This is a genomic window from Peptostreptococcus anaerobius VPI 4330 = DSM 2949 (genome assembly GCF_000381525.1).
Classification (GTDB): Bacteria; Bacillota; Clostridia; order Peptostreptococcales; family Peptostreptococcaceae; genus Peptostreptococcus; species Peptostreptococcus anaerobius.
Genome location: NZ_KB906625.1, coordinates 1 through 13,670, shown reverse-complemented (window position 1 = coordinate 13,670; position 13,670 = coordinate 1). Strand labels below are relative to the sequence as shown.

Here is a 13,670-nt window from a genome sequence, read left to right as displayed (position 1 = left end):
GTTAAAATCTCTTTATATATAAACATTCAGTTAAGGATTTCATCATAATGTTTGGAAAAAATAATATAAAGGAGATGATTATTAATGGCTTTTTACTTTGATACTCCATCAAGAACTTTCAGTGAGTATTTATTAGTACCAGGTTATTCATCAGCTGAGTGCATACCAGCTAATGTTAGCCTTGTTACACCAGTTGTTAAATTCAAAAAAGGAGAAGAACCAGCTTTAAAGATGAATATACCTCTAGTTTCAGCTGTCATGCAGTCAGTATCTGATGACAATATGGCTGTTGCTCTAGCAAAAGAAGGTGGTATCTCATTCATATACGGATCACAGACTATAGAAAATCAGGCTGCAATGGTAGCAAAAGTAAAGTCTCACAAGGCAGGGTTTGTAATATCTGACTCAAACCTTACTCCAGACCACACACTAGCAGATATACTTGACCTAAAGAAAAAGACTGGCCACTCTACTGTTGCCATAACAGATGATGGTACTGCAAAAGGTAAATTATTGGGAATAGTAGCAAGCCGTGACTACAGAGTCAGCAGAATGTCACGTGATACTAAAGTTCGTGATTTTATGACACCAATAGAAAAAATTGTATACGCAGATAAAAATGTTACTCTTAAAGAAGCCAACAACATAATCTGGGACAACAAGTTAAATTCTCTACCAGTACTAGACGAAGATGGCAAGCTAGTATATATGGTATTTAGAAAAGACTATGATTCACACAAGGAAAACCCACTTGAACTACACGACGCTAAAAAGAGATACGTTGTAGGTGCTGGTATCAACACTAGAGACTACGAAGAGCGTATTCCTGCCCTACTAGAGGCTGGTGTTGACATACTATGCATAGATTCATCTGAAGGCTACTCAGAATGGCAGTCAAGAACTATAGCGTGGGTTAGAGAAAAGTACGGTGACACTGTAAAGATAGGTGCTGGTAACGTAGTTGACAGAGAGGGATTCAGATTCCTTGCTGATGCTGGTGCTGACTTTATAAAGATCGGTATCGGTGGTGGATCAATATGTATCACTAGAGAACAAAAGGGTATCGGACGTGGTCAGGCTACTTCAGTAATTGATGTTGCCAAGGCTAGAGATGAATATTTTGAAGAAACTGGTATATATATTCCAATCTGCTCAGATGGTGGTATCGTATATGACCACCACATCACACTTGCACTAGCTATGGGATCAGACTTTGTAATGCTTGGTAGATACTTCTCAAGATTTGATGAATCTCCAACAAACAAGGTAAATATAAACGGCGTTTACATGAAGGAATACTGGGGTGAAGGTTCTGCTAGGGCTAGAAACTGGCAGAGATATGACCTAGGTGGAGACAAGAAGCTGTCATTTGAAGAAGGTGTAGACTCTTACGTTCCATATGCTGGTTCATTAAAAGACAATGTAAACATGACTCTTGCTAAGGTAAGATCAACTATGTGTAACTGCGGTGCCCTTTCAATTCCTGAACTACAGGACAAGGCCAAGCTAACAGTTGTATCTTCTACTTCAATCGTAGAGGGTGGAGCTCACGACGTTATACTAAAGGACAATAGAAACCTATAATAGAATCCATTAGCATTTTGTTAAAATCAATACGATAAATTAAGGTCGCTCAAATAAGGGCGGCCTTTTCTGTATCCAAGTAAGAACTATAAAATCTGTCCAAATAAAAGCTATAAAATGTCTACAAAAAAACCGCAGGATATATCCCACGGTCACTACTTGCTTAGTCTAAATATGATAGGTAGGCTCCTAATGTACCAATCACCAAGGCCAAAACCAACAATATGCTGGATTTTCTGTAATCCTTCTTATAAAAGTATATAGACCCTACAGCAATAGCTACCGTCAATAGGCCTATGTAAACAGCTATAATATCACACCTGTTTATCCTCGTTACAGCAAGTAGTCCTAGCAAAATCGCATAGGCTGTAGCTGTATTCTTAATCATATGTCTCTTAAGACCCTTACTTGTTAATATACTATATAGTGCAAGTACCAACAACACCAAAAGTATAATCAATCCTGAAATTGACATTTTTACCTCCAATAAATTCCTATAAAACTCCAATATATAAATCATATACATTATCTAACAATATGTCAATATTTTTTTCAGAATCATATACTCCAGACGCTGAAAACTTAGATCCACCACCCTTTAATGGATACTCATTGGCTAAACTCTTAAATAATTTACCTAAATCTATATAGGTGTGTTCTGATATTGTAGTCTTACTTGCCATAAAGTTTATCATGTATTTGCCTTGCTTTTTATTTGCAAAGATTAGAACAAGAGGTCCACTCTCTACTAGGTGCTTTGCAAGACTATCCAAATACCATGTCTCTTCATTATCAAATTTACTTATAATAACCTTTAATCCCTTGGCATTTGACTTAGCAGAAGATAAGTATATCTCCATATCTTTTTTGATTAGCTCATTTAATAGATAAGCTGATCTATTATAGTAATCATCCTTTTTCTTTTCTATATTTTCCAAACTCTTTATAATATTGTCTTCTCCTGCACTGTACTTATTAAGGACAGAATCGAAAATTCGATCCCTTTTTAACAAGTAATCTACAGCCCTTTTTCCAGCTAAGTATTCAAACCTAGTTCCAGACTTGTGCTTGTAGTACCTTTTTATCTTTACCATGGTGATGTCCCTAGTGTTGTCTAGATGAAGACCACAACAGGCATTAATATCCAGGTCCTCAATTTCAAGAATCCTAATATCACCATCTGTACTTGGAAGAGGCCTTCTAGTTTCTAGACTGTCACCCTCTTTTAAGACATAATTTTTGATATTTATAGCCCTTGAAATCTGGTCATTAGCATAGTCTTCAAGCTTTTTAACCATTTCGTCCGTAAATTCACCGTCAATATCTAACTGAGATACATCTTTACCTATATGCAGCCCCTTAGTATTGGCCTTAAACAATTTATAGAAACATCCTGATAAGAGATGCTGACCTGTATGTTGCTGCATACCATCAATCCTGTGGTCCCAATCAAGCTCCATAAGACATACTATATCACCTGATGATATCTTATCTAATGATACCTCGTCTGATGATATTTTGTCTGATGATATTTTGTCTGATGATATTTTGTCTGATGATATCTTATCTGATGATAGTACTTGATCCCTAGATACTATATGTTTAATTCTATTATCAACCTCACGAATATCTTCAAGCTTGTATCTATGCTTTACTTCCCCACCACTGACTAGGCTGATAAATCCCCTGTCCATGGGTTGGCCGCCGCCCCCTGGGAAAAATATCGTATCTTCAAACTCTAATTCCAGTAGTTCAGAATTATCATAAGTATTGCAAGCTACAAGTTTTGTTTTAAAATTTTTAAACCATTTATTTTCGTAATAACTCATACCTACCTCCATCATCACAAGATATACTATAACCCAAATCTCAAAAAATTTCAATATCAAAACGTTACAAAGGCACCTAATTCAAGGTGCCTAAAATATTTATTAAAATTTTATACTTAAATCTACTTTTTATACTTAAATCTACTTTTTATACTTAAATCTACTTTGTATATTTTCTACTTAACATATTTGATATATTCACCGTATCCTAGTTCTTCCATCTTTTCAAGTGGTATAAACTTTAGGGCTGCTGAATTGATACAATACCTATTGCCTCCCAATGAGTCTGGACCATCTTCAAATACATGACCTAGATGAGAGTTAGCCTTCAAACTCCTAACCTCAGTCCTACTCATACCAAATGAATAGTCAGCCCTCTTATGGATAGACGTATCTTTTATTGGCTTAGAAAATGCTGGCCAACCACAGCCTGAATCAAACTTGTCGCTTGAAGAAAATAATGGCTGTCCATCGACTATATCGACATATATACCCTTGTCAAAATTATCGTAGTATCCATTTTCAAAAGGTACTTCAGTCATATCATTTTGGGTAACTTCAAAAGATATATCAGATAAGATATCCCTTCTTTCCTCCCTAAGATCATTGTTCCTATCCCAGTAGGCCTTTAAAAAATTATGTCTTCCTGAATTCCTATAGTACATTTCATAATGCCTAGACTGAGTCTTATAGTAGTCCTGATGATTATCTTCTGCAGGATAGAACTTTTCAGCCGGAATTATCTTAGTGAAGACCTTCTTATCAGACTCTCTCTCTAATTTATCCTTGTAATAAGTAGCAATCCTCTTTTGATCTTCATCATGGTAGAAAATAGCAGTATGGTACTGACTTCCAATATCGACAAATTGTCCTGCTGGATTAAAGGGATCTATCTGTCTCCAAAAAACCTCAAGTATTTCTTCGTATGTAATTCTATCATCATATCTAATCTGAACGGCTTCAAAATGACCTGTCTTTCCACTACAAACTTCCTTGTAAGTAGGATTATCTGTCTGGCCGCCGGTATATCCAACCTTTAAATCTAGGACTCCTTCATAACTAGTGAATGGTTTAACCATGCACCAAAAGCATCCACCAGCAAATGTCGCTAATTTTTCCATCGTACAATCCTCCTAATACCACATATACTATTATATAATATGCCCCAATAATATATGCTTAAAACAGAATGTATAAGAAAATATATCATTACATAACAAATTTATATATTATAAAAACTTAAAAGTTGATTTATCAAAATCGATAATTCCTTCTTCTCTTAACCTACTAAGCTCTCTTGAAAGGGCCGACCTATCAACACCTAAAAAATCTGCCATATCCTTTCTCGAATAAGGAATTTCAAAGAAAATATTACATGATTTCATACTCTCCTTTTCTAGAAAATGAAGTATCTTGTCCCTAGTATTCCTCCTAGAAAGTATTTCTATTTTGTTTAGCAGGATTAGGTTCTTATCCGCAAATGTCTTTATAAGACAAGAAATAATTGTAGCCTGTTCACTTGTAAACTTTTCTCCAAGATCAAAATCTGGCCTTAGCAACCTATCTGTATTTATAGTCATCAATAATGACTTTTTCTCAGCAGTGGCTGTGACAGGGCACACCTTATTGGATGTCATGGAAAATACCTCTGCAAATATCTGGCCAGGACTTATCTTATCTATTATATTTCTATTTCCACTTTCGTCACTCTTAGAAAGCACTATCTCACCCTCCAAGAGAAAGCACATATTCTCATAAATATGTCCCTCTTCAAATAAATTTTGTCCCTTGCTAATTGCTATAGTTTTTGCACCTATTAAATCGAGAAATTCTGCTAGGTCACCTAGAGCAAAATTTTCAAACAAAATATTATTTTTTATTAAATCTATATACTTATTAATCATAATACACCCCTATAGAGATTTTTCTTTTTACTTATATTCTTCCTTGGATGTAGGTAGTCCCTTCTTTACTAGCTTGTCATTTATAGTCTCTCCTGCAAGAGTATGTATAACTGCAAAAAGAGGCACACCCAATACCATACCAATTAGTCCAAAGAACTTGCCTGCTAGTAGCAATGAAAATAGTATCCAGAATGATGATATACCTAGAGATCCACCTAGTATCTTCGGACCTATAACATTACCATCAAGCTGTTGGATGATAAATATTATAATTGTTAACCATAAAGCCTTAATAGGACTTACAAATAGGACAAGTATAATAGATGGCACAGCTCCTATAAAAGGACCAAAAAATGGAATTATATTTGTAACACCTATTATAAATGTAATAAGTATAAGGTAAGGCATCTTAACAATATATAAAACTATAAAGGCTATTGCACCTATAATTGTAGAGTCAATTATCTTACCAACTATAAACTTACCAAACATATCATTTGAAAGATCTGTCACATATAGGATATAGTCACCAGCACTAGTTGAAAATACAGCTCTTATAAACTTCTTACACATAGCGTAGAAGCTTTCCTTATCAGCCAAGACATATACAGATATAATTATACCTAAAACTAGGTTCCATATACTCTTAAGCACCATTAAAAGTGTGTTTGCAAGATAAGGCATAAGGTTGGTAGCAAATTCCATCAATTGCTTTCCTATTTCCTCTATCTTAGCCGTTACAAATTCCTTTGCAGGTCCTGATATTTCTATACTGCTTATAAGAGAATCTGTATATAGGTATAGTTTATTCACTATTCTCGGAAAGTCAGTTATTATAGATGATAAACTAGCTGCAACCTCTGGCAATATGAACTCTATAAACAAGTATACCAAGATACAAACAGTAAAATAAGTCATCAATAGTGATAGGGTCCTCATTTTTCTATGGCTCATTCCCTTCTTGGCTAGATTCAATATTATCTTATCCTCATAAAAAGCCAACATAAAATTGAATAAGTAAGCCAAAGAAAATCCTATAATAAAGGGTCTTATTATAGCTATAAAGGTATTAAATAGCTCACTCAACTTAGTAAACTTAGTAAGTCCAAGATATAGCATAATACCAGATGCAATTACTATCACTGAATACAGTGCAATAGTCGTATATTTTTTATTCCAATCAAATTTCATTTTTAATCAGTTTCCCCCTCATACTGCGACCTGTATAGTTTGCTATAAAATCCATCTAGTTTCATCAGCTCTTCATGATTGCCTTGCTCGACTATATCTCCTTCATTCATAACTAGTATCAAGTCTGCGTTTCTTATTGTTGAAAGTCTATGGGCTATTATAAAACTAGTCCTGTTGACTACCAGGTTATCCATGGCCTTTTGTATCATCTGCTCAGTACGTGTATCTACAGAACTTGTCGCCTCATCCAAGATTAGTACCCTAGGGTCAGAAAGTATGGCCCTTGCTATTGTCATAAGCTGTTTTTGTCCCTGAGAGATATTGCTTGAATCCGCAGTCAACATAGTGTCATAACCATGAGGCTGGGTCATTATAAACCTATGGACATAGGCAGACTTTGCAGCCCTTTTAACCTCTTCATCACTGGCATCTAACTTACCATACCTTAGGTTGTCTTTTATAGAGCCTGTAAACAGCCAGGCATCCTGAAGAACCATGGCAAACTTGGACCTATAACTATCAAAGTCTAGTTCGTTGATGTCCTTACCATCAATTCTTATAGTCCCCGAATTTGCCTGATAAAACCTCATAAGTAGTTTGACAAGTGTAGTCTTACCAGCACCAGTCGGTCCTACAATAGCAACCTTTTGTCCTGGGCTAACGTGTAGATTAAAATCATTTATAATAATCTTATTTTCTTCATATCCAAACCTAACGTGGTCAAAGTCTATAGCTCCCTTGAAAGACTTTTCATCTATTATATCCTTCTTACTTAAATCTATCTCTTCTTCATCAAGAAACTCAAATATCCTGTCAGCTGCAGCAACTGTAGACTGAAGTAGGTTCATAACCTGGGCTAACTGGTTAAGAGGTTGGGTGAAAGTCCTCATATATTGTATAAATGCCTGTATATCACCAACTTGAATATTTCCATTTATAGCCATATAGCCACCGAAGATAGCTACTATTGCATAGCCCAGATTGCCTACAAACATCATTATGGGCATCATAACTGAAGATAAAAATTGAGACTTCCAACCACTTTCATATAGCTTATTGTTAATCCTGTTAAACTCAGTTATTTCATATTTTTCTCCCATATAGCCTCTTATTACTTCTTGTCCAGAGAATGATTCTTCTATCTTTCCATTTATCTTACCTAAGTGTTTTTGCTGGTCTTTAAAGTACTTCTGTGAATTTTTGATTACAAGTCCAAGCACCAAGACAGTTATAGGTAAAACAACCAATGATACCAAACTCATAACTAGGTTTATAGACACCATCATCACAAATACACCAACTACAGTTATCAAGGATGTCACTAGCTGCATCAATGATTGGTTAAGTGTTGTACTAAGTGTATCTACATCATTTGTAACCCTAGATATTATGTCACCCTTAGAATTTGTATCGTAATAGCTTATAGGTAGCCTATTGAACTTCTCTGATATATCCTTTCTAAGATTGTAGGTTACCCTCTGTGATACACCAGACATTATATATGATTGAATATAAGAGAATAGTGAGCTAAGTGTGTACAGGATTATCAAGGTAAATACTATCATGCCTACCTTGTAAAAATCTATTCCATCCTGAGGATTTTGTACCTTTCTCATCATCCCCTTAAATATCTCAGTTGTTGCATTACCCATTATCTTTGGTCCAACTATAGCAAATATAGTAGATAATATAGCAAACACAAATACTATAAGTATCTTTAATTTCTCATCTGCTAGGTAGCTGGACAATCTTTTTAGTGTAGCCATAAATGATTTTTTGGAAGACTTGTTTTTCTTACTCGCTGATTTCATTGTTCAACTCCTCCTCTGTCATCTGTGATTTTGCTATTTCATAATATACCTCGCAAGTTCTTAGAAGGTCCTTATGCCTACCCCTACCTGCTATCTTACCATTTTCAATTACCAATATTTCATCTGCATCCATAATAGTATTTATCCTCTGAGCAACTACTATTATAGTCTTGTCAGATAATTTTTCTTTTATACTCCTACGAAGCATCCTATCAGTCTTTGAGTCAAGGGCTGAGAAGGAGTCGTCAAATACAATAATTTCTGGGTCTCTTGCTATAGCCCTTGCAATAGATATCCTCTGCTTTTGACCACCTGATAGGTTTGCACCAGCCTGCTCTACCTTAGAATCAAAGCTGTCTTTCTTAGACTGGATAAACTCCATTGACTGTGATATCTCTGCAGCTTGTTTTATTGCAAAATGATCAAATGCAGGATTGGCATATCCTATATTAGACCCAATAGTACCTGAAAATAGGGTTGCCTTTTGGTTTACAAGAGATATCTTTGATCTAAGCACCTTGAGAGGCATATTCCTCACATCAACACCATCTACAAGAATATTTCCTGATGTAGCCTCCAAGAACCTAGGTATAAGCTTTACAATTGTAGATTTGCCAGAACCAGTTGACCCTATAATTGCTAGGGTATTGCCCTTAGGTATTGAGAAACTAATATCGCTTATTATATCCTCTTCTGCCCCTTCATACCTAAAACTTACATCCTTAAATTCTATGCTGCCTTCTTTATTGAACTTATTTACCCTACCTTCGTCTTTAATAAGTATCTCGCAGTCCAATACCTCACCTATCCTATTGGCAGATATCATGGCCCTTGGCACTATAATAGACATCATAGATATAAATAAAAATGCCATTATAATCTGCATAGCATACTGGATAAATGCCATCATATCACCAACCTGTAGATTACCTGATTCTATAGCCTTGGCGCCAAACCATATAATCAATAGAGTTGCCCCGTTCATTACAAACATCAACATAGGCTGCATTATTGACATAAGCCTTGATATAAATAGGTATATTCCTGTAAGTTCAGTATTTACCTTGTCAAATCGTTCTTCTTCATATTTGGCAGTACCAAATACCCTGTTGACCTCTATACCTGATATAAATTCCATAGATACTAGGTTTAACTTGTCAACAATAGACTGTACAATCTTAAACCTTGGCATAGCTATATACATGACTACCGCTATACTAACCAATGTTACAAGTATTGCAAGTACGATTATCCATATCATAGAAACATTGAGTTTCAATATGCTGCTAAATGCGCCTATAGCCATTATAGGACCATAAAATATAAATCTTAGTGCCATTACAGAAGATTGTTGAATCTGTTGTATATCATTTGTGCACCTTGAAATCAATGATGCACTAGAAAAACTGTTCATTTCATACTGTGAAAACTTAAGCACCTTTGAATATGAGTCCCTTCTAAGGTTCCTAGCTATTTTTGTAGAGACCCTAGACGATATAAAGCTAACTCCTATTGATGCAATTCCACCAAGAAGTGCTATAAACAACATCCACCTAGCTGTTGACCACATATATGCTTTTTGTATCTTATCTACATTCACTCCATAAGTCTTATACAATTCTTTGACCATTCTTACCGATATTTGTTTTTTGACTTGTTCAGTTAGACCTACATCTGAAGCCAGTTCCATTCTCGGTTTCTTACCTGCCTCAATATCCTTATTTGATAGGTATATAGCCATTTTAGTCAATGAATCCGCCATGTATTTATCCAACTTAAGATAGTCACTTTTAGTCAACTTATCTTTTAATACATAGTAGTTTGTATCCTCATACTTTGAAGATATCATCTTGGAATTCTCATTTTCTTGCCTAATTTTTTTATTTTCCTGACTATTGCTCTTAGGTTCCCATCTCTCATATGAACTAGCAATCTTGCCCTTGTATCCTACCTTTGTTATGGAAAGTAAGACACCATATGTTTTCTCATCTATTACTCTTGGTGTAGACTCTTTTAGTCCTCCCTGCTGGATTCCTACATTTACAATATCAGAAGTGTACTTGGGTAGCATCAATTCAAACTTGACCTGTACAACTAATATAGCAACCAAAAGCAGTATTGATAATATATGTTTGCCATAATAAGACATTACTCTCTTCATAATACTTGATCCTTTCATAAATACTCTAAAGAATATTATACCATTTTTTCATAAATAATATCCAATCTGTTTGTAAATTATATCTTAAATTTAAATACCCCACACAAGTATTTAGCTTATGTGGGGGTTGATGTCTTTTAAATTTTTATTAACTACTTATATCTAGGAACTTGGTAGGCTAGATTATGAGTAGAATTTGAGTAGGATGCTATCTCAGACATGACCCTACCTATATGTGAAGGCCACTGTATAGCTGTTGCATACTGGTGATAAATAGATGTAGTAGACCACTTCATCTTGTAAAGTGTATTCTGGTCATACTTGCTGCTGTGTATATACCTGTTAGATATCCATGTAGCTGCACCATCAATACCTGCAGCAACACTTGTCCAACCATTCTTGTAGGCTGTAGCAGTACCTCCTGCAAAGGCATTACCATCGACTGCACCAATACCAAAGAAGTTATAGACAGTCTTTCCATTTACTACATTACCACGTGCAAGCTTTGAAGTACCTCTTCCTGTTTCTATAAATGAATGGGCAACAAGATAGATTACATCTATGTTGTTCTTCTTAGCCGCATTTATAAATGCCTGCCCCTGATTATGGAATGGATTACCAACTGGACAATACCTGTTAATATAACTGTTTAACTGGTCAACACTTATGCAATTTGAAAATCTATCCAACCTTACAAACTGCATCATACCTGTGCTGTCAGTGAAATTATTAGGATCCATCAGGTATGTAAGTTCCTCTTTAGTAGCCCTAGGCCAACCTGGAGCATTCGATACATTTAGTGCATTTGACATCTGCATATTAACATGGTCACTAAGACTCATATTCATGTCCTGGTAACTTACTCCACCCTGTATTTCATCATTTGAGTTCCTATTTGCAATGTTAGGGTCTATACTAGGTTTTGTTTCAGCCTCATTTATTTCATCCTTAGGAGCTTCTTGTGTCTTACCTGTATCCTTTAGGTAGTAAGAAGATACATAGCCTGTCTTACCATCCTTAGTAATCTTTGCCCAACCATTAGTGTTGGCTTCAAATACCACTTCATCTCCCTTATATATTGTCATCAATTTAGCACTAGTTGCCTTAGCTTCTCTTCTGACATTTAACTGGTTTGATGTTACTGTCATTATAGTCTTTGCTGGTATACTTGAAGTGTTGGCATTTACATCAGATAAGTATCTACTTGATAAGTATCCAACCTTACCATTAAAATCAACCTTACACCAACCTACCCTATCTTCTAATAATCTTACTATATCTCCTTTTTTAAGTACGGCAATAATTTTACTTGATGTTGTCGCACCCTGTCTAAGATTTAGCGTAGGATTGTTGATCATCTTCTGACTACCAACGTTAGAGTTTAGTTTTACATTGTTATTATCCTCACCCTTGATAATAGAATTAGACTGTACCCAACCTTCATGGTTTCCACTTTTTATATGTGACCATCCATCTTTTTCTTCTAATATAGTGACTTCTGCACCCCTCTTTAGTACAAAACTTACCCTATCATCCATGCTGGGATTAGTTCTTATATTTACAAATTCAAAATTTATGTGTCCAACACTAGCCTCAGCATTTGCATTCATACCAAGGGCAGGTATAAGAGCTAGGGCAGACAAAAAGATCTTAGTTTTCAATTAATATTACCTCCAATACTATTCAATAAACAGTAAGATTTAAAAAAATACCTACTGACTTTAATCTATCCTTCATTCCAAAATATACTCTATTATAACAAATAATTACAGCTATGTAAATAATTATGGTCAAAAATTACAAAAAAGTTACAAGAATACACGTGACTAATATTATTTTGTCTACAATCTACCAGTATTCTTTTCATCTAGCAAGCAATCAAATAATCTCTGTGGTATAATTTAATTGTGGTATTTAAATCAACTATATCAAGTTATATCACTTATAATTCTCTTAACTCAAGGAGGTCTAATATGACAAATGAAGAAAAAACATTGACGTATAATGAAAATATAAGCAAACTAAGGGACTACATAAAAAATGCAAAAAGGATTGTATTCTTTGGTGGTGCAGGTGTATCTACGGAATCTAATATACCAGATTTTAGGAGTTCCAATGGGCTATTTTCAAAAAAATTAAACAGGCAGTTTTCACCCGAACAACTAGTTTCACATACTTTTTTTGTTAGGTATACAGAGGATTTTTTCTCTTTTTACAAGTCCAATATGATATATAAGGATGCAAAGCCAAACAAGGCCCACCTTGCCCTAGCAAAACTGGAAAAAATGGGTAAGTTGGACTCAATAGTAACTCAAAATATAGATGGCCTCCACCAACTTGCAGGTAATACTAGGGTATTTGACCTACATGGAAATATCAACCACAATACCTGTACCTCATGTAAGGCAAAATACAATCTTGATGAATTCTTAGACCTAGGAGATCCTGTACCACGCTGCAAAAAGTGTGGTTCTATAGTCAAGCCAGATGTAGTCCTATACGAAGAGTCACTAGACGACAAAACTATATCTGGAGCAATCAACTCTATATCCAAGGCTGACCTGCTTATAGTTGGAGGAACTTCACTTGTAGTTTACCCAGCAGCTGGATTTTTGGACTATTTTAAGGGAGACCACATTGTACTTATAAACAAGTCAAGTACACAGTTAGACTCAAGAGCCGACCTAGTAATCAATGAATCTATAGGTAAAGTACTTGATGATGCTATCAACTACTAAAGCTAAATAGGGAAGAAAGATATAAATAAATATATAAATAAGCATCCAAAATATCTATGAAAATAAAAATATAAATAAATGTGATAATAAAAATACGTGCACAAATGTGATATGTACCCTCTTTACTGGACAAACCAGTAAGGAGGGTATTTTTATGCGATATAGTTATGAATTCAAAAAAGAATGCGTAGAACTATACAAACAAGGAAAGTGGATGGAAACACCAGAAGGTGTTAAACCTCGTACGTTTAGAGACAAAATTAGATATTGGAGCAAACTTGTAGATTTTCATGGAGAAGAAATCCTTAAACACAATGAACAGAATAAAAAGTGGAGTGCAGAAGAAAAGTTTAAGCTTGTATCAAAAGTATTAGCAGGAAATTCTTACGAAGAAACAGCACTTAAATCTGGAATAAATACAAATATTCTTTATCAATGGGTTAACAAATATA

Annotated in this window: 11 protein-coding genes; 3 read left to right on the top strand and 8 right to left on the bottom strand. The window is 35.0% G+C overall.

The window, feature by feature from the left end; genetic code table 11:
- Positions 1 to 84 precede the first annotated feature (84 nt).
- Entirely contained in the window at positions 85 to 1,584 is a 1,500-nt protein-coding gene (locus tag F823_RS0106760) for an IMP dehydrogenase (protein WP_002845116.1), read from the top strand.
- Positions 1,585 to 1,747: 163 nt separating this feature from the next.
- Here F823_RS0106760 and F823_RS0106755 read toward each other — a convergent pair whose 3' ends face one another.
- The 8 genes from F823_RS0106755 to F823_RS0106720 form a co-directional block, all read right to left on the bottom strand.
- Positions 1,748 to 2,059 (bottom strand): hypothetical protein, encoded by a 312-nt coding sequence (locus tag F823_RS0106755; RefSeq protein ID WP_002844084.1) that lies wholly within the window; start codon positions 2,057 to 2,059, stop codon positions 1,748 to 1,750.
- Positions 2,060 to 2,078: 19 nt separating this feature from the next.
- The gene (locus F823_RS0106750; RefSeq protein ID WP_019595518.1) at positions 2,079 to 3,413 is read right to left on the bottom strand and encodes an alanyl-tRNA editing protein; all 1,335 of its coding nucleotides are present in this window, start codon (positions 3,411 to 3,413) and stop codon (positions 2,079 to 2,081) included.
- A gap of 176 nt (positions 3,414 to 3,589) precedes the next feature.
- Entirely contained in the window at positions 3,590 to 4,534 is a 945-nt protein-coding gene (msrB, locus tag F823_RS0106745; protein ID WP_002845119.1) for a peptide-methionine (R)-S-oxide reductase MsrB, read from the bottom strand.
- Positions 4,535 to 4,642: 108 nt separating this feature from the next.
- Complete coding sequence (locus F823_RS0106740) at positions 4,643 to 5,317, bottom strand: Crp/Fnr family transcriptional regulator (protein WP_002844058.1); 675 nt, start codon at positions 5,315 to 5,317, stop codon at positions 4,643 to 4,645.
- A gap of 27 nt (positions 5,318 to 5,344) precedes the next feature.
- On the bottom strand, positions 5,345 to 6,508 hold the full coding sequence (locus F823_RS0106735; protein ID WP_002845125.1) for an AI-2E family transporter: 1,164 nt from the start codon (positions 6,506 to 6,508) through the stop codon (positions 5,345 to 5,347).
- A 2-nt stretch (positions 6,509 to 6,510) separates the two neighbouring features.
- The gene (locus F823_RS0106730; protein WP_019595517.1) at positions 6,511 to 8,319 is read right to left on the bottom strand and encodes an ABC transporter ATP-binding protein; all 1,809 of its coding nucleotides are present in this window, start codon (positions 8,317 to 8,319) and stop codon (positions 6,511 to 6,513) included.
- Positions 8,303 to 10,480 (bottom strand): ABC transporter ATP-binding protein, encoded by a 2,178-nt coding sequence (locus tag F823_RS0106725; protein WP_026333359.1) that lies wholly within the window; start codon positions 10,478 to 10,480, stop codon positions 8,303 to 8,305. The genes F823_RS0106730 and F823_RS0106725 overlap by 17 nt, the downstream gene beginning before the upstream one ends.
- A 152-nt stretch (positions 10,481 to 10,632) precedes the next feature.
- Positions 10,633 to 12,141 (bottom strand): SH3 domain-containing protein, encoded by a 1,509-nt coding sequence (locus F823_RS0106720; RefSeq protein ID WP_002845132.1) that lies wholly within the window; start codon positions 12,139 to 12,141, stop codon positions 10,633 to 10,635.
- Between the two features lie 312 nt (positions 12,142 to 12,453).
- Between F823_RS0106720 and F823_RS0106715 the strand changes: the two genes are divergently transcribed.
- Both F823_RS0106715 and F823_RS0106710 read left to right on the top strand, forming a co-directional pair.
- Positions 12,454 to 13,218 (top strand): NAD-dependent protein deacylase, encoded by a 765-nt coding sequence (locus F823_RS0106715; protein WP_002845136.1) that lies wholly within the window; start codon positions 12,454 to 12,456, stop codon positions 13,216 to 13,218.
- A gap of 154 nt (positions 13,219 to 13,372) precedes the next feature.
- On the top strand, positions 13,373 to 13,670 hold a 298-nt coding region (locus tag F823_RS0106710; protein ID WP_019595516.1), incomplete at its 3' end, for a transposase.